The sequence below is a fragment of the Mycobacterium europaeum genome (assembly GCF_034555895.2).
In the GTDB taxonomy this organism is placed as follows: Bacteria; Actinomycetota; Actinomycetes; order Mycobacteriales; family Mycobacteriaceae; genus Mycobacterium; species Mycobacterium europaeum.
Window position 1 is genome coordinate 631,238 of record NZ_CP157315.1, and the last position, 22,987, is coordinate 654,224.

20 protein-coding genes and 1 pseudogene are annotated in these 22,987 nt (G+C 67.1%); 15 read left to right on the top strand and 6 right to left on the bottom strand.

Annotated elements, in window-relative coordinates; translation table 11 throughout:
* Positions 1 to 21 precede the first annotated feature (21 nt).
* Both U8D42_RS03205 and U8D42_RS03210 read right to left on the bottom strand, forming a co-directional pair.
* On the bottom strand, positions 22 to 1,167 hold the full coding sequence (locus U8D42_RS03205; protein ID WP_322859258.1) for an Rv1157c family protein: 1,146 nt from the start codon (positions 1,165 to 1,167) through the stop codon (positions 22 to 24).
* A 49-nt stretch (positions 1,168 to 1,216) separates the two neighbouring features.
* Positions 1,217 to 1,888 (bottom strand): hypothetical protein, encoded by a 672-nt coding sequence (locus U8D42_RS03210; RefSeq protein WP_322859257.1) that lies wholly within the window; start codon positions 1,886 to 1,888, stop codon positions 1,217 to 1,219.
* A gap of 162 nt (positions 1,889 to 2,050) precedes the next feature.
* Here U8D42_RS03210 and U8D42_RS03215 point away from each other — a divergent pair, with 162 nt between their 5' ends.
* On the top strand, positions 2,051 to 3,292 hold the full coding sequence (locus U8D42_RS03215; protein WP_322859488.1) for a mannosyltransferase: 1,242 nt from the start codon (positions 2,051 to 2,053) through the stop codon (positions 3,290 to 3,292).
* Here U8D42_RS03215 and U8D42_RS03220 read toward each other — a convergent pair.
* On the bottom strand, positions 3,289 to 3,573 hold the full coding sequence (locus U8D42_RS03220) for a 4a-hydroxytetrahydrobiopterin dehydratase (RefSeq protein ID WP_085240384.1): 285 nt from the start codon (positions 3,571 to 3,573) through the stop codon (positions 3,289 to 3,291). The two genes, U8D42_RS03215 and U8D42_RS03220, sit on opposite strands and share 4 nt — an antisense overlap.
* Before the next feature lie 103 nt (positions 3,574 to 3,676).
* On the opposite strand from U8D42_RS03220, the gene U8D42_RS03225 reads away from it, so the two are divergent.
* The 6 genes from U8D42_RS03225 to U8D42_RS03250 all read left to right on the top strand — a co-directional run bounded on the left by U8D42_RS03225 (position 3,677) and on the right by U8D42_RS03250 (position 9,630).
* On the top strand, positions 3,677 to 4,591 hold the full coding sequence (locus U8D42_RS03225) for a tyrosine-type recombinase/integrase (protein ID WP_322859256.1): 915 nt from the start codon (positions 3,677 to 3,679) through the stop codon (positions 4,589 to 4,591).
* A gap of 23 nt (positions 4,592 to 4,614) precedes the next feature.
* Positions 4,615 to 5,094, top strand: coding sequence for a hypothetical protein (locus U8D42_RS03230; protein ID WP_322859255.1), 480 nt, complete (start codon positions 4,615 to 4,617; stop codon positions 5,092 to 5,094).
* 39 nt (positions 5,095 to 5,133) lie between these two features.
* Entirely contained in the window at positions 5,134 to 5,475 is a 342-nt protein-coding gene (locus U8D42_RS03235; RefSeq protein ID WP_322859254.1) for a hypothetical protein, read from the top strand.
* Positions 5,476 to 6,785: 1,310 nt separating this feature from the next.
* Complete coding sequence (locus U8D42_RS03240) at positions 6,786 to 7,010, top strand: hypothetical protein (RefSeq protein ID WP_322859253.1); 225 nt, start codon at positions 6,786 to 6,788, stop codon at positions 7,008 to 7,010.
* A gap of 308 nt (positions 7,011 to 7,318) precedes the next feature.
* The gene (locus U8D42_RS03245; RefSeq protein WP_322859252.1) at positions 7,319 to 8,728 is read left to right on the top strand and encodes a phage major capsid protein; all 1,410 of its coding nucleotides are present in this window, start codon (positions 7,319 to 7,321) and stop codon (positions 8,726 to 8,728) included.
* Between the two features lie 446 nt (positions 8,729 to 9,174).
* Positions 9,175 to 9,630 carry a hypothetical protein gene (locus tag U8D42_RS03250; protein ID WP_322859251.1) on the top strand — a complete coding sequence of 152 codons (456 nt, stop codon included), beginning with the start codon at positions 9,175 to 9,177 and terminating at the stop codon, positions 9,628 to 9,630.
* 5 nt (positions 9,631 to 9,635) lie between these two features.
* Here U8D42_RS03250 and U8D42_RS03255 read toward each other — a convergent pair whose 3' ends face one another.
* From U8D42_RS03255 to U8D42_RS03265, 3 genes are all read right to left on the bottom strand, one after another.
* The gene (locus U8D42_RS03255) at positions 9,636 to 10,610 is read right to left on the bottom strand and encodes a DUF2971 domain-containing protein (RefSeq protein ID WP_322859250.1); all 975 of its coding nucleotides are present in this window, start codon (positions 10,608 to 10,610) and stop codon (positions 9,636 to 9,638) included.
* 102 nt (positions 10,611 to 10,712) lie between these two features.
* Positions 10,713 to 11,246, bottom strand: a complete 534-nt coding sequence (locus tag U8D42_RS03260; protein ID WP_322859249.1) for a hypothetical protein — start codon at positions 11,244 to 11,246, stop codon at positions 10,713 to 10,715.
* A gap of 31 nt (positions 11,247 to 11,277) precedes the next feature.
* Positions 11,278 to 12,195 carry a hypothetical protein gene (locus U8D42_RS03265; RefSeq protein WP_322859248.1) on the bottom strand — a complete coding sequence of 306 codons (918 nt, stop codon included), beginning with the start codon at positions 12,193 to 12,195 and terminating at the stop codon, positions 11,278 to 11,280.
* A gap of 158 nt (positions 12,196 to 12,353) precedes the next feature.
* Here U8D42_RS03265 and U8D42_RS03270 point away from each other — a divergent pair, with 158 nt between their 5' ends.
* The 8 genes and pseudogenes from U8D42_RS03270 (at position 12,354) to typA (ending at position 22,942) form a co-directional block, all read left to right on the top strand.
* Positions 12,354 to 12,509, top strand: coding sequence for a hypothetical protein (locus U8D42_RS03270; RefSeq protein WP_322859247.1), 156 nt, complete (start codon positions 12,354 to 12,356; stop codon positions 12,507 to 12,509).
* Positions 12,510 to 12,827: 318 nt separating this feature from the next.
* Positions 12,828 to 13,022, top strand: coding sequence for a hypothetical protein (locus tag U8D42_RS03275; protein WP_322859246.1), 195 nt, complete (start codon positions 12,828 to 12,830; stop codon positions 13,020 to 13,022).
* A gap of 295 nt (positions 13,023 to 13,317) precedes the next feature.
* Entirely contained in the window at positions 13,318 to 13,722 is a 405-nt protein-coding gene (locus U8D42_RS03280) for a (deoxy)nucleoside triphosphate pyrophosphohydrolase (protein WP_085240383.1), read from the top strand.
* 433 nt (positions 13,723 to 14,155) lie between these two features.
* Positions 14,156 to 17,854: pseudogene (locus U8D42_RS03285) on the top strand (nitrate reductase subunit alpha).
* A 34-nt stretch (positions 17,855 to 17,888) separates the two neighbouring features.
* Positions 17,889 to 19,511, top strand: a complete 1,623-nt coding sequence (narH, locus tag U8D42_RS03290; RefSeq protein ID WP_322859245.1) for a nitrate reductase subunit beta — start codon at positions 17,889 to 17,891, stop codon at positions 19,509 to 19,511.
* The gene (gene narJ, locus U8D42_RS03295) at positions 19,508 to 20,176 is read left to right on the top strand and encodes a nitrate reductase molybdenum cofactor assembly chaperone (protein ID WP_322859244.1); all 669 of its coding nucleotides are present in this window, start codon (positions 19,508 to 19,510) and stop codon (positions 20,174 to 20,176) included. The genes narH and narJ overlap by 4 nt, the downstream gene beginning before the upstream one ends.
* A complete protein-coding gene (gene narI / locus U8D42_RS03300) occupies positions 20,169 to 20,900 on the top strand; it encodes a respiratory nitrate reductase subunit gamma (RefSeq protein WP_322859243.1) in 732 nt (243 codons plus the stop codon). Before narJ ends, narI begins: the two co-directional genes overlap by 8 nt.
* Before the next feature lie 152 nt (positions 20,901 to 21,052).
* Complete coding sequence (gene typA, locus U8D42_RS03305; protein WP_322859242.1) at positions 21,053 to 22,942, top strand: translational GTPase TypA; 1,890 nt, start codon at positions 21,053 to 21,055, stop codon at positions 22,940 to 22,942.
* Positions 22,943 to 22,987: the final 45 nt, after the last annotated feature.

Genomic DNA, 22,987 nt, shown 5'->3' on the forward strand with positions numbered 1-22,987 from the left:
CATGGCGATAGACGGTGCGGCCTACGGCACCACCGTGGAGCCGATCGTGGGCATGAACTGGCACTGCTTTTCCTTGGTGGTGACCTGCCCGAAGATGGTCGACATGACGCTGCCCGACCCGGTGTCGGCGATCGCGGTGAGCGTCGTCGGCCCCTCGGGATTGATGTCGGTGCGCGGCTTGAGCGCGACCGTTCCCGACTTGCCCGTCGTCAGATTCACCCAGGTGACGTTCAACGGCAGCTTCTGCACCTCGGCGGGGCCGGGAGTGCCGACGGCGGTGAACACGTAGGCGGTCTGCCCGGGGCCCGGCCCGGGGGTCGGAATCTTCGCCGGTCCCGCCACCGACAGCGCGGTGGCGATCGAACCGGTGCCGTCCGCAAGGCAATTGGTGCCGATCGAGGGATACATGAAGTCCTGCGTGGGCGGAGCGTCGGGGCCGAATCCCGGCGCCGCCGCCGGGGCCGCGGCGGGCGCGGGAGCCGGTGCGGGGGCGGCGGCCGGTGCGGCTTCGGCCGGCGCCGGCGGCACCGGTGCGGGTGCGGCGACGGGTGCGACGGTGCCCGGCGCCGGTGCGGAAGCGGGCGGCGCGACCACCGACGGTGCGGCGGCCGGCGCCGCGACCTGTCCCGGGCCGGCGGCCGGCGCCGTGACCGGTCCCGGGCCGGCGGCGTGTGCCGGGTCGATGCCGGTCGGCAGGTGAGACTGGGTTCCCGGTTCGGCGCCCGCCGCTGGCGGGGCGGCGGCCGGTGCCGGGCCGGCGGCGTGTGCCGGGTCGATGCCGGTCGGCAAATGCGACTGGGCGCCCGGTTCCACGCCCGCCGCCGGCACGTGCGGCACCGGTGAGCCGTCCGGCAGGGCCACGCCGGGCTCGGCCAGGAACTGGTTCACCGACGCGGCCACGTTGCGGGACTCGGTGGGCGCGCCCTGGTTGTGACTGAAAGCTTGCGCGGCGGCCATGAGCAGCTGAGTCGCCTGCGCCGGATTGCCGGCCGCCTGCTGAATGATCGGGCTGAGCTGGGAGAGGGCCGGCAGGCCCGGAAGTTCTTGAGTCGAGTTCGGTTGCGGTGCCGCCGGATCGGCTGCCGCGCTCGGGCAGAACCCGAACGCGGCAGCCGATGCCGTCACGACAGCGGCCAAACCTTTGGACAGATTCCAAGTGGTTGCCACGGTGTGTCCTCCGGTCGTTAGGTGGTGGCGTTGGCTGTCTGGCGACTTATCAGGGCAGGGCGGCGAGCAGCGGGGCGACCGGGTTGGCCCCGGTTGCCGGTGCGGCCGGCGCTGCCGGCGCGGCCGGTGCGGCGGGCGCCCCGGCCAGTGCCGGCAGGTCCTGCGGCAGGGTCATCTGCGCGGGCATGTTGACCGGCAGGTTGGGCAGGAACGCCGGCATGTCGACCTTGGCCTGCGGGATCTGCGGGGCCGGCGGCGTGGCGGGGGCGGTCGGCGTCGACAGCCCCGGGATGGCCGGCAGTCCGGGAATCGAGGACGAGGCCGGGGCGGCGGGTGCCGCGGGTGCCGACTGCGTCAGGCCCGGAATCAGGCCCTGCAGGCCCTGCGTCGTCGCAGGCGCGGACGGGGTCGCCGCCTGCGGCAACCCGGGAATCGAGGGCACGGCGGCCGGCGACGCCGGCGACGTCGCGGCCGCGGACGGAACCCCCGGGAAGGTGATGCCCGGGGCGGCCGGGGCGGCCGGCGGGGTCGCACCCAGCGCGGTGGCGAGGTTCTGCAGGATCTGCGGCGCGTTGGCCGCCGAACTGATCAGTTGCTGCGGAATGTTCGGCATGGGCGGAGCCGGCACGGGGTCGGCGTGGGCGATACCGCCCGTGAGTAGGGCTGCGGACGAACCGACGACGACGGCCGCTGCACGCATGTAAGTCCAGATGGTTGGCATGACTCTCCCTGGTTGTGGAAAACGGGTCCGCCGCCGAAGTTACGTTGATACTGATGGGACTCAAGTGACACGTGTGGCATTTACTTGATCGTTATTGCTTCGAGTGACGGCGGTGATCGACCGCCCGCGGCCAGGCCTGCCGATGCCGCTGGGGCCGCGGCCATCGCTAAAGTCGGGCGGATAGACACCACCTCGGCCACCGCGGCGGTCCCCCCGCGCCGGCGGATCGCGAGTCTCCTGCGAGCGGCGGCGCCCGCCCTGCTGGTCGCCAGCGTCGCCGCGCGGCTCGGCTGGACCTATCTGACGCCACACGGCGCGAACTTCGTCGACCTGCACGTCTACCTGGGCGGCGCCGCAACCATCAACCATCCCGGCACCCTGTACCGCTACGTCTACGCCGACCAGACGCCGGACTTCCCGCTGCCGTTCACCTACCCGCCCTTCGCGGCGGTCGTCTTCTATCCGCTGACCCTGCTGCCGTTCGGCGTGGTCGCCTTCGCGTGGCAGATCGCGACGATGGCCGCGCTGTACGCGGCGATCCGGATCAGCCAGCGGTTGATCGGCGTGGCGCCCGGCGCCGACGGCCGCCGCCTGGCCATGGTGTGGACGGCGGTCACGATCTGGATCGAGCCGCTGCGCAGCACGTTCGACTACGGGCAGGTCAACGTGCTGCTGATGCTCGCGGTGTTGGGCGCGGCCCTGACCGCGCGCTGGTGGATGTCGGGGCTACTGGTCGGCGTGGCGGCCGGCATCAAGCTGACCCCCGCGATCGCCGGTGTCTATCTGGCCGGCATGCGGCGCTGGGCCGCCGCGGCCTTCTCCTTCCTGGTATTCCTCGGCACCGTCGGCGTGTCCGTCCTGGTCGTCGGCGATCAGGCCCGCTACTACTTCACGAAGCTGCTGGGCGACGCGCACCGCGTGGGGCCCATCGCCACGTCGATCAACCAATCCTGGCGCGGCGGCATCTCCCGGATCCTGGGCCACGACGCCGGCTTCGGGCCGCCGGTCCTGACCGCCATCGCGGTCACGGCGGCGCTGGCCGTGCTGGCCTGGCGGGCCCTGGAGCCATCCGATCGGCTGGGCAAGTTGCTGGTGGTCGAGCTGTTCGGGCTGCTGCTGTCCCCGATCTCCTGGAGCCACCACTGGGTGTGGCTGGTGCCGCTGATGATCTGGGCGATCCACGGGCCGCAGCGCGAGCGACCCGGCGCGCGGATCGTGGGCTGGGGCTGGCTCGCGCTCACCCTCGTCGGCGTGCCGTGGCTGCTGCTCTTCGCTCAGCCGACCATCTGGCAGATCAGCCGGCCGTGGTATCTGGCCTGGGCCGGCCTGGCCTACATCGTGGCGGCCGTGGCCACGCTGGTCTGGGTCGCCGCCACCGGCCGGCGCGCCGGATCCGGCGACTAGCTCCCGACGATCTCGTCGATGTCGTGCGCCATCGCCACGTCCTTGTCGGTGATGCCACCCTCGGAATGCGTGACCAGAGCGAAAGTCACCGTCCGCCAACGAATGTCGATGTCCGGGTGGTGGTCCTTGCTCTCCGCGTGCTCGGCCACCCGGCGCACCGCATCGATGCCGGCGAGGAAACTCGGGAACTTGATCGACCGGCGCAACGCGCCGTCGGCACGCTCCCATCCGTTGAGATCGGGCAGTGCGGCGTCCACCTGCTCGTCCGTTAACACAGCCATATCGTAAGTATCCCTCCTCGCGTTGAATGGGCTCTAAATGGGAAAACATGCCGAAAATCCAGCATCCACCTTCTGTACAGCGTTATCAGTTACCGTTAACAACATGCCAGCAACACCCACCCTGCCGCCGCTAGACATCACCGAGCTGGTGGACAGCTGGGTCATCGCGCTCAAGTCCGCCCGCCGTTCGTCGTCAACGCTGAAGATCTACACCACCAGTGTGGACCGCTACCTGCAATGGTGCGACGACCACGGTCACCCGCGCCAGATCGACCGCGGTCAAGTCTCCAAGTGGCTGGCCGAGATTCTTGACGCTGGGGCACAGCCCACCACCGCGGCTGCCCGGCTGGCCGGGGTCCGGCAGTTCTCCAAGTGGCTGGCCGAAGAGGGGGAGATACCGTCCGACCCGCTGCTGCGGCTGACCGCCCCCAAAGGTGACATGCCGATCACCCCTGTGCTCTGCGACGACGAATTGAAGGCGTTGATCAAAGCCTGCAACGGCAATCGGCTGCGGGATCGCCGCGACGAAGCCATTGTGCGTCTGCTGGCCGAAACCGGCATGCGCGCTGGTGAGTTGATCGCGCTGGAGCTGGACGACGTGGATTTGACGCGCGGGCTGGCGTACATACGGCGCGGCAAGGGCGGCAAGGGCCGAATTGTGCCGTTCGGCCCGCAGACCGCCCGGGCCCTCGACCGCTATATCCGGTTACGCCGCGGCCACCGTGGGGCAGAGAGCAGGGCGCTGTGGCTGGGCGCGCGAACCCACCAGCCCCTCGGCCCCCACGGGCTACGGGTCACATTGTTGGAGCGCGCTGAGATGGCCGGTATCACCGGGTTTCATCCACATGTGTTGCGGCACACGGCGGCATCGCGCTGGCTGTCCAAGGGCGGAACCGAGGGCGGCCTTATGAGCGTGGCCGGGTGGAGTTCCAGAGAGATGTTGGACCGTTATGCCCGCGTCACGGCATCTGAACGCGCTGCCGCCGAGGCCCGTGGACTGAACCTGGGGGACCTGTGAGCGACATCAGAGCGTCGGAGGGCATGTCCGACGAGAAGACAATCACGGTGTATTGCGCCGCCCAATCTCACCAGCGGTGGGAGCGCACCTACTTCAGGCATGGCGACGACGACTTTTGGAGGCCGGACACGTGGGATCGTATTGATGGGCGCGCCAAGAAGTCCCGCCGTGGCGGGGGAATGGAGTTCATCGACGCCGCCGGCCGCGTGGTCCCGCTTTGGGCTACCGGCCGTGCCTCGGGCGGCTTTGAGCCACAAGGGATCAACCGGCTTATCGCCGATCTTGATCGCGCCAATCAGGTCGCCGGCCGCAGCGATAATGAATTTGGTCGGCGCTACCTCATACGCTGTCCGCTGTGCGGTGATGGTTTCCACCGCAGCGGCTCGCAGGTCGATGCGCAGTTCGACCTGCTGTGGGAAAAAAGGGAGCTGTGGGAAAACGGGCTCCCCCAAGTTTCCATCGACGACCTCCGAACAATCCGGAAACCCCGCGGCCTGTCATAACCCGTTTTGGGTACAGCGCTGAGCTACGCTGTACCGAGCGTGCCGGATGTCCCTCCGGCCGGAGCCTCCGAGGAAGGCGTGATTTTCCACGCCCAAAACTCGGAGGCCTTTTCAATGCCGCGATTCCTCCTGCTGCTCCTACTGCTTTCGCTCACCCCAACCGAACGCTCGCTCCTCGGCAAACTTGCCGTCGAAACGTCTTGGGCCAATACCGAAGACCGCACGGAGCGAACCGCTAAAGCGCGCAAAGCATTTCACGACAAGTTCCTAGCCGAAGCTGGCGGTGACCCGAAACGCGCCGAGCACTTGCGCAAGGCGCACTATGCGCGGATGGCTTTGAAATCAGCACAGGCCCGCCGACGCAAGTCAGGCGCGGCATGAGCCGGAGCTTAGGCCCCCCTGCACGGGAAAGGCCCCGCGGCCGGCAAGCAGCGGGACCTGACCACAGGAATTCGACCTTCCAACAGTCAGGGTACGCCGGGCCAGGCAGACCCACCGGCCGACGCGCGGAAGCGTGGTGTTGATCGTGGGCCGAAGACACCCGATTTACGTTGCAGGACAACCGATCCGCCAGGGAGTCACCTGGCTTTCCGACGAGCTGATCCGTGTAGGTGCCCACGAGGATGCCCTTGGCTCGGACGGGTTCACGGTCGTTTCGTATCTCCTTTCTTGTGGCTGCGCGCCTGGTTCCAGCCGCCGACCGTGGGAGACCTCCCCGGGCGATCTGTCTGAGCAATTCGGCTGGGGTCAGAACCGAGAGCGAGCCAGGCGGGCTATCGATAAAGCGGAGAAGGACCATCGTCTGGTCCGGCGCAAGTTCATGCGCGGGGGCAAGGAGTTGGCTAACCGATACGCCTACGTCGTGTGTGCGGGCGGCCGGCGGTTCACCGACGAGGAATTGTCACTGTGGTCGAGGCCGATCGAGTGTTGACCAACCTGCACGGTTTCCGTGCACCTTTGGATCGCGGAACCTGCACGGAATCCGTGCAGCTTAACCACTCCACGCTGCACGGGTTGGGGTGCAGCTTAAGCACCCACCAAGCTGCACGGGTTCCGTGCAGCTTAGGTGCACGGATTCCGGTCACCACTGGACAACCTAACTGGACAACCTATCCCGGCATGCACTTCGTGCACGCCGGACCCCAATACCCTTCCGCGACTTGCTTGCCGAGTTACGAAGTCGGGGACTGTGGTGACCAAACGACCGCGCGACGAAAACGGCCTATCCCCGAAAGACGGCGAATTCCCGTGAAACCCCGCAACAACACAGGTTTCGTTGCCTACGCACAGGCCGCCTGCGACTGCCGGCCCGGCGTTGTGTGCTCGTTTTGCCGCGCCATCGGTAACGGACACCCCAAGCGGGCACGGAAATCTCGGCAGCGTCGCGGCCAGACACGCGCAATGCGCGTTGGCTACCGAGCGGCGCACGCCAGGGTCCAGGCCGCGCGAGGACGAGCGTCGTCGTGGCCCTGTGCGGGTGACTGCGGTGGGTTGGCGCGCGACTGGGCCTACGACGGCACCGACAGCCGGGAGCTGACCGAGATTGTCAATGGCTCGCTGTGCCGATACTCGCTCAGCTCCGATCGCTACCTACCCCTCTGCCGTCGGTGTCACAGGAAGTTTGACGCCGCCCAACGCGCGATGCGCGTATTCGCCACCTGGTAGCCCCTACCCACGAAAGGCTCAAAACCATGACTGATTCGCCCGAAAATTACCCCGACTGGGACGACCTGACCGACGAGCAGCGCTGGCAGGTTGCCGAGCTGAGTGCGCTGATCGAGACCCTCGACCGCGAGCAGACCGCGCTCGACAAGATCGCGCATGACGACCCCATCGGGGTCGTGGCATTCGGCGACCGCGACGAGTGGATCGACAAACGGCTCAACCCGAAAGACGCGCCGGATGAGCTGGGCTGACGTCGCGGCGTGGCTTGTTGTCGGTGCGGCGGGTTATCTTGGGGCTGCGGTTGCTGTTTGTGCGGCGGTCGGCGGCTTGGCTACAGGTAGCAAGCGGACTGCGGGAGCGCGGAGAGCGAACCAACGAGGTCGCAGCGAGCCACCAGTCGGCAGGCAAGCACCACCTCGCGCAGTACGCCCGGCTACCGGGCATTCCTTTGACAACGTCGGTTGCGCGCACACGCCCTTTACTTGGCTTCGAGCGATGTGCGCGGGCCGCGTTGTCGCCCACAAGATTCCACAGCCCTGGATGACCAGAGGACACCACAATGAAGACGATCGACCTCGACCGCGAGCAGGCCGTTAGCCGGATGCGCTCTCTCCACGAGCGGATGGAGCAGCTGCAGAAGCAGTCGCGAATGAGCCCCGCCGACGACCAGGAGTTCACCGAGGCCGCCGCGGAGTTCGACGCGCTGGCCGACCACGTGCGCGCCTGGGATCGACGCGCTGAAATCAGCCGCGCGGCCGGCGAAGGCGGAGGCGGGCTGGCGATCGACCGGGGCGTTGACGCGTACCGGGGCCGCGACATCGTCGACGAGCGCCGGTTCGGCGGCCAGCGGGAGTCGGCCCTCAGACAACTCGAGCGCAGCGTCAAGGGCGGCCTGCCGGCGCGCAGCGCCGAGGTCGTTGAGCAGCTGTTGCAGACCGGCCCCGAGGTCTCCCAGTCGTGGGTGTCGCGGTGGGTCACCGAGACCGGATCGGATGTCTACCGCTCGGCCTTTTCGACGTTGGTGGTGAACGGAGAGGCTAGGGCTGCTTTGCTGTGGACGCCAGCCGAGCGCGCGGCGTTCGAGCGGGTCAGCCGGTTGAAGAGTGAGCGCGCAATGTCCTTGACGGACTCGGCAGGCGGGTTCCTCGTACCCTTCGAGCTCGATCCGACCATCGCGATCGTCAACGCCGGGTCGACAGCCCCGATGTTGCAGATCAGCCGGGTCGTGAGCACCTACACCGATCTCTGGCATGGGGTTTCGGCCGCTGGTGTCCAAGCGTCCTGGGATGCGGAGGCCTCGGAGGTGTCCGACGACAGCCCGGTATTGGGCGAGCCGGAGGTTCCATGCCTGAAAATGCAGGCGTTCGTGCCGTTCAGCGTGGAGTTGCAGGGCGATGCGGTCGCGCTTGTCAGTGAGATCGGCAAACTGTTGGCTGATGGGGCGCTGCAGCTGTTGAATTCGGCGTTGACCGTGGGTAGCGGTGTGGGTGAGCCGACGGGCATTGTGACAGCGTTGGCCGGCGGCAGCTCGGTGGTGACCACGGGAGCGGCGGGAACACTCACGGCGGCCGACGTGTACGCGACCCAGAACGCCCTTGGTCCGCGCTGGCAGGCCAACGCACGCTGGGTCGGCAACCTGGCCACCCTGAATGCGTTGCGCCAGATGGAATCCGGCAACGGCAGCCTGCTGTTCCCGGAGCTGCGCGCTTCCGAGCCGACCTTGCTGGGGAGGCCGGTCCACGAGGCCAGTGTCATGGACAACACCGTGGCGACGGGCAAAAACGTTCTGGTGTATGGCGATTGGCAGAACTACCTGATCAGCCAGCGCGTCGGCTCATCCGTCGAGTTGGTGCCGCATCTGTTCGGCAGCAACCGGCGACCCACGGGTCAGCGGGGGATGTTGCTTTGGGCTCGTTGGGGTGCGGATTCCATCAACGACAGCGGTTTCCGGATGTTGCAGGTGGCCTAGAAAGCTCCCGCGCGAGGTCGTGGTCTCTGGTAGCTCTCTGACACGGCTCCGCGCGGGCCAAACTCCCGTGGCCGGGGCACATGGTGGGCCACCGCTTGGGGGCTTCCCCGGTCACGGGACCAGACTTCCGTGGAGGGCGGCAGGAAAGTCGAGGCTGGTCTGAGGCCATCGCCAGTCTCGACACCAGGGCCCTGCCGCCCTCCACGGGACCACCACGGCCATCAACGGCTTTCATCAGCGCCCGCACGTCCCAAGAGTAGGGGGGTGGGTAGGCCGCGCGAAACGGATCGATGCGGCCACACCCCACCCAGAGCGTATGTACCCCTCCGAGCTGGAATGACCGATACACCCTTGCTGCAGGGCGCTGCCGCAGTGGTTTCGGCCCCTGTGACGTGCGGTGATGGGCGATTGTCGTGGGCGTCGGTGCGATAGGAGAAACTGACCACATGAAGGCCGCTGACCGGGAACGCCGTGACGCCCAGGTGGTGCGATTGTTCCTGGGCGGGGCCAGCTATCGGTCCATCGCGGCGGCGGTTGGGCTGCGTTCCCACGTGAGTGTGGGCAACATTGTGCAGCGGGTGTTCGCTGGGCCGTCGCTGCGGCGCGAGCTGCTGACGGATGAGGCGTTCGCGGTGTGGCAGGAGCGCAGCGAGCGGCTGTTCCAAGCTCACTGGACGCGCGGGTTGGACGGCAATCACCGCTCGGCGGAGTTGTGCCGCAAGATCCTCGCCCAGCACGTCCTGGTTTATGGTCTGGCCCAGGACGTTTCGTTAGCCGGCACGCCGGCCGATGCGGTGGAGGTTGAGTTGGAGCGCGAATTTGACGACGATGACGACCTGGACGTGTTGGAGCGCATGCGCCGCGACCGTGCCCGTGTCGAGCGTGAATGCGCTTCCGGCTAACGGGATCAGCCCTGAAACGGCGACTTTGATTCATTGATTGCGGTGTGGCGGAACCCGTTTCGATCCAGCATCCGCCTCACCGTAGCCTCCACCAGTTGGTGCTTCACGACTGGTCCCGTGATGACTTCGACGAGGGCTTCCCGCTCAAATGGCAGCGCGACGTAAGGCTTGAACATCGTCGCGTCGCCTGGGCGAAACTGCACATCCACCGATTCCAGCGCTCCTCGGGCATAAACCGAGAACGGCTCCCCAAGGCTGTGCACAGCTCGTCTGTAGGAAAGGCTTCTGCCACCGAAGTGTTCGGTGATGGTGATGCGGCGCTCTTGCTCGTATTCCCACGCCGTGCGCTTCACCAGCGGCAGGCGGTGCACCAGCGCGTACGTCTGGGAGATGCAGTTGAACACGTTGCTTTCGCGGCTGTCGCTGGTCTCGCCAATCCGTTGTACCGTGTCAATGAGGCCATCCACGACGTGGTCTCGGGCGGCATCGCCATACGCGACCTTCTGCAGGCGCGCTGGCCACGTAAATTCGACCTCCTGACCCGAATTAGGTCCTCCGCCAACGATCGCTGTCATGGGCCTCACCTGCCCACCGACGCCGTGGCGATACTGGGGAACCTTAAGGGCAGCAATGCGTTCGGTATCGAACCCGAGCGCGACGCCGCGCCCCTTGTCACCGTAGCCGGCCCACTGGGTGACCTCGTCGCGCAGTTCGGAGAAGCACGCAACAAATATTGCATCGTCAAACTGCATCAGGTCCCGCGCGTTCATCAGCCTCAGTGCTTCAAGCTGGGCCCGATACGCCTCTGCGTGATCTCCCGGCTGTTTCACCAGCTGATCAAGCCGCTCCACGAACGCGGCCCACGTCCAAACCAGCTCGCCGGAATCGTTGAGGTACCTGAAGTCGGTAGCCCACAACGCCGCATTTTCGATGACGCCTTTGAAGGCCTGGGTGTCTGTGTAGTGGTAGACGATGCCCACGCCATCAACCTAGCGGGGTTGCGCCGCCTTGCCTGAACTAGCAACGTTTCGGGTGCTGCGGCGGGCGGGATTGGAGCCGTGTCCCTCGGGGCTTCTCAAAGGCTATTGGCTTATGAATCCGCGCCGGGGGAGCCGCGCGATTTCACGGTAGGCGGCACGAACTCGCTTGATACACATGAAGACCACGAGCATGAGGTGCAAGCTCAATGCGGTCAAAATTCCCGACCAGAGGCCATTCACTTGACCTTTGTCGTCGGAGGTTGTCGCGGCGATCATAGCGGCCGCGGTCGCGATTACACCCACTACTACTGCGTAGTTCACGTTCGCGAAGAGCTGATCGACGAACTCCACCAACTTGCCGTCCCGGGGGACGGTGGCGTTGCTCAGCAACTGAACACGAAGCTGAAAGACGTAGATGACAAGCGCGAACAACAGGGCCGTAAAGATTGCCACTCCAGCGATATAGGAGCCGAGCTCTCGGAGATGGAACAACCAACCGACAAAGGCACCCGCCGCGCACGGCAAACTGATCAAGACGATGTAGTCCGGCCAATACGGTCGACCCGGCACGTTCTGGTCAACCAGCGTCCGGTAGTGATCACCGATCGTCGGCAGCACGCTGAACTTACTGTCCACAGAACCACCAAACCATGTCACACCGACGAGATCATTCCTGCGCCTCCTGGCGGATCGCGTCAGACTCGCTCCACTCTATCCCGTAGTAGTCGAAGATCCCGGCCGCTTCGTTGAGTGCCGTATTGCGCACGCGCGACTCATCGAACGCCGGTTCACCGCTTGTGGTCAACACCAGGCTCAAGCTTGGCGTCTTCTCGTGATCCAGCTCGAATCTCTTCGTCTGCCCACCGTGGGTCACTGTTACGCCCACGGCGTCTGGCTCAGTCCCCTCGGCGAAGCCGAGGAACTTCGCCCGATCGATTCTCCGGTCGCGCAGGTGCTCCCAGACCCGTCGGGGGAAGTACTTTTGGTCCCGGGGCGGAACCAAGGTATGGGTGAGCTCACCAACAACCTGGTCGCCCGCGTCCGACGCCGGGTCAGTTGTGTACCTGCGTATGGTGCCCTCGACCCGCATCAATTCCGCTGCCTGTAACCAGGCGTCCGTCCGCACCACGCTCTGCTTCTTCATCAAGTAGTCGGTGAACTTCGCGTTGAAGGCATCGACGAAGTGATCGACTAGGGCCGGCATCCCACCAACCCCTGCCGATCGCTCCGAAAAGACGAGCGCTGACGTACCGGTTTTCGGGACGAGTAAAACGCCATGGGTTACGACGGTGGTCGCGTTGTCCCTGGTGAACTCACCTACCTGCTCGTGGGTAGTTACGTCCTTGATTGCCCCGTCTTCGCCGAAGCGCCCTGATTCCATCCGCACGGTGATTGAGCGTCCGATCCGACGCTTGGACTGCAATGTTGCGTAGCGTTCGTTCTCAGCCCGCACAAGGCTATCGGCGGTCAATTCGTCTGTCAGGAACTTGTCGAACATGTCCAGGAGGTCAGACTCGTCGGGGAGTTCGGTCAGGTCGCCGAGCTCGTCTGGCTTCCGGCGGGGGTGATACCACAGCCTGGTCACGCTCATCGTTCGTCTGGGCATTGATCCCTTCTTTTTGCTTCTCGTTGTGCCGGACCGGCCAGTCCGGCGGACCAGCGCCCAACAAGTTCAACACCCTAGATACCCGATCCACGGATTCAACGCGCCCACATGGGGAAACGCAACCTTCGGAAAGTGATATGGGGTCGAGCACGCTGGCGGTGCTGTTGCGATCCCGCCAGGTGATGCCATCGCTGCCCGGCCCGGCGAGCGCGGTGTGCGCCCGATTGCGGATTGCCTGGGCGGGGCCGTCGTGGTCGCAGGTGTCCAGTGGACAGCGCGGCGGCGACGGGTGAGACGATTCCTCACACGGCGATCGACGGCCGGTCGGCGACCCCGAATACCAGTTTGCTGGCCAAAATTTTCGTGATTTGGATCACACCGCAAGCGTGGATTGCATTATGTCCGTTTTCCTGGCGGTTTGGCGAGTGACTCTAAGTTTCCTCTGAGAGTCTTCGTTTGCGTGATGTGAAAACGGCAACGAGAAGACAGTAATTGGGCCCAATTCCAGAGCTGGCGAGTTAGCCCGTTTGCTGACCAAAAGCCACTGGGTTTTCCCTGTTCAGGCCCGGTATCGTCGAGTTCAGCGATGTCCCGACGACGAAAGGAAAGTCATGTCGCTGAACGAAATCCCCGTGAAAGTCGCCATCACTCAAGAGACCGGCCAGCCCACCGTCGCGATAGTTGCTGACGTGCAAATGCCGGGGGTCCACCCGAGCCATCTGGAGCACCCCGACTCGCGTGACCATCTGGCGAATGAACTCGCCGACGCGGTGCGGAACGAATTCCTCCGGTGCACGGGCGGTTAGGCGTCCGACGTCGCGTCAAAAGGGGGGGCCGGATTCCGGCACCCCCTTTTGAAACGATGGCCTGGCCGACCACTGTTGCTTGTGGATCCGAGACTCGGCTATTTCGGTAGCCACGTGGTCCCGGCGCTCGGTCATCGCTGGTGGATACGGCGCAGCCGACACCTGGCTACCCATGTGCGGTTACTTACGTATAACAGGCGCTACAGCGTTAGGCGGCCAGCAGTGTTTTCCCAGCTCAGGTACAGCGTTCGGCGGGAAATAACACAGCCATGCCCCGACCGTATACCGTCTGGCCATGCCGACCCAGATCGTCGTCGCCGGTGCGGTCATCCGCCGCGCCACGGTCCTGGTCGCGCAGCGCGTCCGCCCGCCCGAGTTGGCCGGCCGCTGGGAGCTGCCGGGCGGCAAGGTCGCCCCGGGTGAGACGGAGCGGGACGCGCTGGCACGCGAGCTCGGCGAGGAGCTGGGCTTGGCCCTCGGCGACGTCGCGGTGGGCGATCGCCTGGGGGAGGACATCGCCCTGGACGGCATCACGCTGCGCGCCTACCGCGTGCAACTGGTCAGTGGTGAACCGCACGCCCGCGATCACCGGGCGGTGCGCTGGGTGACGGCGGACGAGTTGCCCGATGTCGACTGGGTGCCCGCCGACCGCGGCTGGGTCGCTGACCTGGCCCGGACGCTGGCGGCGTCGGCCTCATAACAATTCCACAGGCTTTCCGCAGCTGACGTCCAGCGCCGTAGAAGGTCGCGAAGGTGAACTTGAGATATAACAACGTAGCTTGTAATAACGATTGACCTAGAAACCCGCGGCGGCAGCGATCCGTCGTCTCGGCGGCGTGGTCACGGCGTCCCCGCCGGGCGCCCCTAGGTCTATAAAACCCATGCTGAACAGACCAAATTGTGCTAACAGGCCGTGCGCGGAGAAGGTGATTGGCGGGCCCACCGCGCCTCGTGCCGGTGCCCGATCGCTCCCCGGCCCGCGGCCCGCCGACCACCATGGCCCGGCCGTTCCGGGCCGGTGCGGGCGGAGGAACCGGCAGACCGTTGTGCGGCGCGGCACCACGGCGCGGATCTGGGGTCGATGCAACGGCCCGGCCACGACGCGCGGCGCGACGAAGTAGAAGGGGTACCTGTTGGCTGTCACATCACACGTCGGTGGACCGCTCGAGGAGTTGCTGGAGCGCAGCGGGCGGTTCTTCACGCCCGGCGAGTTCTCGGCCGACCTGCGCACGGTGACGCGTCGGGGCGGCCGGGAGGCCGACGTCTTCTACCGTGACAGGTGGAGCCACGACAAGGTGGTGCGCTCGACCCACGGGGTGAACTGCACCGGTTCCTGCTCCTGGAAGATCTACGTCAAGGACGGGATCATCACCTGGGAGACCCAGCAGACCGACTATCCCTCGGTGGGCCCGGACCGCCCGGAATACGAGCCGCGGGGGTGCCCCCGCGGGGCGTCGTTCTCCTGGTACAGCTACTCGCCCACCCGGGTGCGCTACCCATATGCCCGGGGCGTGTTGGTCGAGATGTTCCGGGAGGCCAAGGCGCGGCTCGGGGATCCGGTGCTCGCCTGGGCCGACATCCAGGCCGACCCCGAGCGTCGCCGTCGCTATCAGCGCGCCCGCGGCAAGGGCGGGCTGGTCCGGATCACCTGGGCCGAGGCCACCGAGCTGATCGCCGCCGCCCACGTGCACACCATCAAGACCTACGGCCCCGACCGGGTGGCGGGCTTCTCGCCCATCCCGGCGATGTCCATGGTGTCCTACGCCGCCGGGTCGCGGTTCTTCGAGCTGATCGGCGCCCCCATGACGTCGTTCTACGACTGGTACGCCGACCTGCCGGTGGCCTCGCCGCAGGTGTTCGGTGATCAGACCGACGTTCCCGAGTCCGGTGACTGGTGGGACGCGGCGTATCTGATGATGTGGGGCTCCAACGTGCCGATCACCCGGACCCCCGACGCGCACTGGATGGCCGAAGCGCGCTACCGCGGCACCAAGGTGGTGACCGTCAGCCCCGACTACGCCGACAACACCAAATTCGCCGACGAGTGGATGCCCTGCGCGGCCGGCACCGATGGGGCGCTGGCCATGGCGATGGGCCACGTCATCCTCTCGGAATGCTATGTGCAAAAAGAGGTTCCGTTCTTCGCCGACTTCGCCCGCCGCTACACCGACCTACCGTTTTTGATCAAGCTCGAAGAGCGCGGCGACATGCTGGTGCCGGGCAAGAACCTCACCGCGGCGGACCTGGGAGAGGCGGTCGAGAACGCGGCGCTCAAGCCGGCGGTGCTCGACGAGGCGACGAATTCCGTTGCGGTGCCCCACGGTTCGCTGGGATTCCGTTACGGCGAGGACGGCGTCGGGAAGTGGAACCTCGATCTCGGCGGCCTCGTGCCTGCGCTGAGCGTGCGAGGCGCACACGGCACCAACGGCGACGGCGCCACCGCGCTGGTGCACCTGGCGAGCTTCGACACGGTCAACGGGGAGGGCGCCACCATCGCCCGCGGCGTGCCGGTGCGCCGCGTCGGCAAGCACCAGGTGTGCACCGTGTTCGACCTGATGCTCGCCCAATACGGGGTGGCGCGCCCGGGGCTGCCCGGTGACTGGCCCACGGGCTACGACGACGCGACCCGGCAGAACACCCCGGCGTGGCAGGAGGCGATCACCGGCGTGTCGGCCGCGCAGGCCATCCGCGTCGCCCGCGAATTCGCGCGCAGCGCAGAGGAATCCGGCGGGCGGTCGATGATCATCATGGGCAGCGGAATCTGTCAGTGGTTCCACGGCGACGCGATCTACCGGGCGGTGCTCGCGCTGCTGATGCTGACCGGCTCGATGGGACGCAACGGCGGCGGATGGGCCCACTACGTCGGCCAGGAAAAGGTGCGCCCGCTCACCGGGTTTCAGACGATGGCGATGGCCACGGACTGGGTGCGCCCGCCGCGGCAGGTACCGGGCGCCTCCTACTGGTACGCGCACACCGACCAGTGGCGCTACGACGGCTACGCGGCCGACAAGTTGGCCAGCCCCCTGGGCCGGGGCCGGTTCGCGGGCAAGCACACCATGGACCTGCTGGCCTCGGCGACGGCCATGGGCTGGAGCCCGTTCTATCCGCAGTTCGACCGGTCCAGCCTGGACGTCGCCGACGAGGCGCGCGCCGCCGGGCGCGACGTCGCCGACTACGTCGCCGAGCAGCTCCGCGACCGCAAACTCAAGCTCTCCGTCACCGACCCCGACAATCCGGTCAACTGGCCGCGGGTGCTCACGGTGTGGCGGGCCAACCTGATCGGATCGTCGGGCAAGGGCGGCGAGTACTTCCTGCGCCACCTGCTCGGGACCGATTCCAACGTCCAGGCCGAGCCGCCGGCCGACGGGATAGCGCCCGTCGACGTGGTGTGCGAGGGGGACATCCCCGAGGGCAAGCTCGACCTGATGATGTCGATCGACTTCCGGATGACCTCCACGACCCTGGTGTCGGATATCGTGCTGCCGGCGGCGACCTGGTACGAGAAGGCCGACATCTCCAGCACCGACATGCACCCGTACGTGCACGCGTTCAGCGCCGCGACCGATCCGCCCTGGGAAACCCGCTCGGATTTCGAGGCTTTCGGTGCCATCGCGCGTGCGTTCAGCGCTTTGGCCAAGGGGCACCTGGGCACGCGCAGCGACGTGGTCCTCACCGCGCTGCAGCACGACACGCCGGACGCGATGGCCTATCCCGACGGCACGGAGCAAGACTGGTTGCACACCGGCGCGACGCCGGTGCCCGGGCGCAGCATGCCCAAACTCACCGTGGTGGAGCGCGATTACGGCGCCGTCTACGACAAGTGGCAGACCCTGGGCCCGTTGGTCGACACGTTCGGGGTGACCACCAAGGGCGTCACGGTGCATCCCTTCCGGGAGGTCGAGGAGCTGGCGGCAAAGTTCGGCGTGATGAATTCCGGTGCGGCAGCGGGCCGTCCGGCCATCACCACGGCCGCGCGGATGGCCGACGTGTTGTTGCTGCTGTCCGGAACCACCAACGGCCGGCTCGCGGTCGAGGGCTTCCGCGAGCTGGAGAAGCGCACGGGCCAGCGGCTGGCGCACCTGGCCGAGGGCAGTGAAGAACGGCGCATCAGCTATGCCGACACCCAGGCGCGTCCGGTCCCGGTGATCACCAGCCCCGAGTGGTCGGGCAGCGAAACCGGCGGGCGCCGCTACGCGCCGTTCACCATCAACATCGAGAACCTCAAGCCGTTCCACACGCTCACCGGCCGGATGCATTTCTATCTGGCCCACGACTGAGTCGAGGAGCTCGGTGAGCACCTGCCGGTGTTCCGGCCGCCGCTGGACATGACGCGGCTCTTCGGCCAGCCCGGGCTCGGCCCCACCGAAGACGGCATCGGCCTCACCGTGCGGTATCTGACGCCGCACTCGAAGTGGTCGTTCCACTCCACCTACCAGGACAACCTCTACATGCTGTCGCTGTCCCGGGGCGGGCCGACGATGTGGATGAGCCCCGGCGATGCGGCCAAAATCCAAGTGCGCGACAACGATTGGGTGGAGGCGGTGAACGCCAACGGCATCTACGTGTGCCGGGCCATCGTCAGCCACCGCATGCCCGACGGCGTGGTCTTCGTCTACCACGTGCAGGAACGCACGGTCGACACCCCCCGCACCGAGACCAACAACAAGCGCGGCGGCAACCACAATGCGCTGACCCGCGTCCGCATCAAGCCCAGCCACCTCGCCGGGGGCTACGGCCAGCACGCGTTCGCCTTCAACTACATGGGACCCACCGGCAACCAGCGCGACGAGGTGACCGTGGTGCGCCGTCGCGGTCAGGATGTGACCTACTGATGCCCACGAGCCAAGCCCGCGAAGCGAGGCCCTCATGAAAGTCATGGCGCAATTGGCGATGGTGATGAACCTCGACAAGTGCATCGGCTGCCACACCTGCTCGGTCACCTGCAAGCAGGCCTGGACCAACCGGTCGGGCACCGAGTACGTGTGGTTCAACAACGTCGAAACCCGGCCGGGCCAAGGGTATCCGCGCACCTACGAGGACCAGGAGCGGTGGCGCGGCGGCTGGATACGCGACAAGAAGGGCCGGCTGCGGCTGCGCGATGGCGGCCGCATCCAGAAGTTGTTGCGGATCTTCGCCAACCCCCGGCTGCCGATCATCGACGACTACTACGAGCCGTGGACCTACGACTACGAGAACCTGACCACCGCCCCCGCGGGCGACACGTTCCCCACCGCCGCGCCCAAGAGCCTGCTGTCCGGCGAGCGCATGAAGATCTCCTGGGGGCCGAACTGGGACGACAACCTGGCCGGCTCACCGGAGATCCTGGCCGGCGACCCGATCCTGAAGAAGGTCAGCGAGGAGGTCAAACTCGCCCTCGAAGAGACCTTCATGTTCTACCTGCCCCGGATCTGCGAGCACTGCCTCAACCCCTCCTGCGTGGCGTCGTGCCCGTCGGGGGCGATGTACAAGCGCAGCGAGGACGGCATCGTGCTCGTCGACCAGGACCGTTGCCGCGGCTGGCGGATGTGCGTCTCCGGATGCCCTTACAAGAAGGTCTATTTCAACCATAAAACCGGAAAAGCCGAGAAGTGCACGCTGTGTTACCCGCGGATGGAGGTCGGGTTGCCGACCATCTGCTCGGAGACCTGCGTGGGGCGGCTGCGGTACCTGGGCCTGGTCCTCTACGACGTCGACCGGGTGCTGGAGGCGGCCTCGGTGGAGAAGGAGACCGACCTCTACGAAGCGCAGTGCCGAATCCTGTTGGACCCAGGCGATCCCGAGGTCATCACCGCCGCGCGGGCAGAGGGCATCTCCGACGAGTGGATCGAGGCCGCCCAGCGCTCGCCGGTGTACGCGCTGATCAACCACTACAAGGTGGCGCTACCCCTGCACCCGGAATACCGCACCATGCCGATGGTCTGGTACATCCCGCCGCTGTCGCCGGTGGTCGACGCGGTGAGCCGTGACGGTCACGACGGGGAAGACCTGGGCAACCTGTTCGGCGCGCTGGACGCGCTGCGCATTCCCATGCAGTACCTGGCCGAACTGTTCACCGCCGGTGACACCGCCGTGGTGGAGGGCGTGCTGCGGCGGCTGGCGGCGATGCGCTCCTACATGCGCGACATCAATCTCGGGCGCGATACCCAGCCGCACATACCGCATTCCGTCGGGATGACCGAGGAGCAGATGTACGAGATGTACCGGCTGCTGGCCATCGCGAAATACGAAGAGCGATACGTCATTCCGACCGCATTCGCCCCGCAGGCCCGTGACCTCGAGGACATCGGCTGCTCGTTGACGGGCGACGGCGGCCCGGGCATGTACGAATCGGGCGAACCGGTGCCCGTCTCCGTCGAGACCTTCCACGCGCTCAAGCGACCCGGCGGCGAACCGGCCGCCGACGGCAGCGGCCGGCCCCGGGTGAACCTGCTCAACTGGGACGGCCGCCAGGTGCCCGCCGGGATGTTCCCCGAAGAGCAGCAGAGGTGAAGCTGCTCACCGGCCGCCGGGCGCGCGGCGACACCCTGCAGGACCGACTGGTGTGGCAGGCGGCGTCATTGCTGCTGGCCTACCCGGACGACGAGCTGCCGGCTCGGCTGGACACCGTCGAGGAACTGCTCAGCCACCTCGGTGGGGGCGCGGCGGGGCTGCTCGCACAGACCGTGACCGCACTGCGTGCCCGCGAGCCGATGGCCGCCGCGATGGACTATGTCGCCACGTTCGACATGCGGCGCCACTGCACGATGTACCTGACGTACTGGACCGCCGGGGACACCCGCAACCGCGGCCGCGAGATGCTGGAGTTCGCCACCGCCTACCGGCGAGCGGGGGTGACACCGCCGCGCGCCGAGGCGCCCGATCACCTGCCCGTCGTGCTCGAATTCGCCGCCACCGTCGATCCCGAGGTCGGGCGGGGGCTGCTGACCGCGCACCGTATCCCCATCGACGTGCTGCGCGGGGCCCTGGCCGACGCGAAGTCGCCCTACGAACCCACCGTGGCCGCCGTGTGCGCGACGCTGCCCGCCGCGACCGACCAGGACGTGCGCCGCGCGGAGCGCCTCGCCAAGGCCGGCCCACCCGCGGAAGCCGTTGGGCTGCAACCATTCGACTTGACGGTGCCGCCGCGACGCGAAGGAGGAGCGCGCAGTGTTTAGCAACGTACTGTTCTGGGACATCGCGCCGTACGTCACCCTGACGGTGTTGATCGTCGGCACCTGGTGGCGCTACCGCTACGACAAGTTCGGCTGGACCTCCCGCTCCTCGCAGATCTACGAGTCGCGGCTGCTGCGCATCGCCAGCCCGATGTTTCACTTCGGCATCCTGGCGGTCTTCGCCGGGCACGTCATGGGCCTGTTCATCCCGCCGCGGGTGACGCACATGCTGAACGTGAGCGACCACCTCTACCACTTGCAGGCCGTCATCGCCGGATCGGTGGCGGGCTTTGCGACCCTGGCCGGCATCGGGTTGCTGATCTACCGGCGGTTCACCCGACCCGCGGTGTCGATGGCCACCACCCGCAGCGACAAGGTGATGTACGTGGTGCTGGTGCTGGCCATCGTGGTGGGTCTGTACTGCGACCTGATCGGCACCGGCCTGGACAGCGGCGAGTTCCACTACCGCTACACGGTCGGCCTGTGGTTCCGCCGGATCTGGATCCTGCAGCCCCACGGCGAGGTGATGATCAACGCGCCGCTGGACTACCAGCTGCACGCCCTGATCGGCATGGTGCTGTTCACGCTGCTGCCGTTCACCCGGCTGGTGCACGTCCTGAGCGCGCCGGTCGCCTACCTGTTCCGGCCCTACATCGTCTACCGCAGCCGCGACGAGGCCCACAAGGGCGAATTGGTCGGCACCGCGCCCCGCCGAAGGGGCTGGTAGACCGGCCGGCCGCCGGGTGTGCGCCCCGGGCTTCCGGCGTGCGCCCACGGCCGCGACACGCCGTAACGGCCCGCCCCGTACGCACCCCGGACGGCACGCTCGGCCGCCTGCCGGTTCGCTTTGTCATGCCCACCGCTGCCACAATCACCGACGTGCCTTTCCGTAACGTCGCCATCGTCGCCCACGTCGACCACGGCAAAACGACCCTCGTGGACGCGATGCTGCGGCAGTCGGGGGCCCTGCACCACCGCGGCGACGACACCCAAGAACGCATCTTGGACAGCGGTGACCTGGAGAAGGAAAAGGGCATCACCATCCTGGCCAAGAACACCGCCGTGCATCGCCACAACCCGGACGGAACGGTGACGGTCATCAACGTGATCGACACGCCCGGGCACGCCGACTTCGGCGGCGAGGTCGAGCGCGGTCTGTCCATGGTGGACGGGGTGCTGCTGCTGGTCGACGCGTCCGAGGGACCGTTGCCCCAGACCCGGTTCGTGCTGCGCAAGGCGCTGGCCGCGCACCTGCCGGTGATCCTCGTCGTCAACAAGACCGACCGGCCCGACGCGCGCATCGCCGAGGTGGTCGAAGCCAGCCACGACCTGCTGCTCGATGTCGCGTCGGACCTCGACGACGAAGCGGCCGCCGCGGCCGAACACGCGTTGGGCCTGCCCACGCTCTACGCGTCGGGGCGCGCGGGCGTCGCGAGCACCGAAGCGCCGGCCGACGGCGAGGTGCCCGCGGGTGACAATCTCGACCCGCTGTTCGACGTGTTGATGGAGCACATCCCGGCGCCGTCCGGCGACCCCGAGGCGCCGCTGCAGGCGCTGGTGACCAACCTCGACGCGTCGGCGTTCCTCGGCCGGCTCGCGCTGATCCGCATCTACAACGGCAAGCTGCGCAAGGGCCAGCAGGTCGCCTGGATGCGGGAGGTCGACGGGCTGCCCGTCATCACCAGCGCCAAGATCACCGAGCTGCTGGCGACCGAGGGCGTCGAGCGCAGCCCCACCGACGAGGCGGTCGCCGGCGACATCGTCGCGGTCGCCGGCCTGCCGGAGATCATGATCGGCGACACGCTGGCCGACCCCGACCACGCCCACGCGCTGCCGCGGATCACCGTCGACGAGCCGGCGATCTCGGTGACGATCGGCACCAACACCTCTCCGCTGGCGGGCAAGGTGTCGGGCCACAAGCTGACCGCGCGCATGGTCCGCGGCCGGCTCGACCAGGAGCTGGTGGGCAACGTGTCGATCCGGGTCGTGGACATCGGCCGGCCCGACGCATGGGAGGTGCAGGGCCGTGGTGAGCTCGCCCTGGCGGTGCTGGTGGAGACGATGCGCCGGGAGGGCTTCGAGCTCACGGTCGGCAAGCCGCAGGTGGTGACCCGCACGATCGACGGTCAGCTGCACGAGCCGTTCGAGGCGATGACGATCGACTGCCCCGAGGAGTTCGTGGGCGCGATCACCCAGCTGATGGCCGCCCGCAAGGGGCGCATGGAGGAGATGGCCAACCATGCGGCCGGCTGGGTCCGGATGGACTTCATCGTCCCCAGCCGCGGCCTGATCGGGTTCCGCACCGACTTCCTCACCCTGACGCGCGGCACCGGCATCGCCAACGCGGTGTTCGACGGCTACCGGCCGTGGGCCGGCGAGATCCGGGCCCGCCACACCGGGTCGCTGGTGTCCGACCGCGCCGGAACCATCACGCCGTTCGCGCTGATCCAGCTCGCCGACCGGGGCCAGTTCTTCGTCGAACCCGGCCAGGACACGTACGAGGGCATGGTCGTCGGGATCAACCCGCGCGCCGAGGATCTCGACATCAACGTCACCCGGGAAAAGAAGCTCACCAACATGCGGTCGTCGACCGCGGACGTGATCGAGACACTGGCCAAGCCGCTCGAGCTGGACCTGGAACAGGCGATGGAGTTCTGCGCGCAGGACGAATGCGTCGAGGTGACCCCGGAGATCGTCCGGGTGCGCAAGGTCGAGCTGGACGCCACGACCCGGGCGCGCAGCCGGTCGCGGGCCAAGGCGCGGGGTTAGCCGCGCGTGCTCGGGCGGGCCGCTGGCGGGCTGCTCGTTACCCTG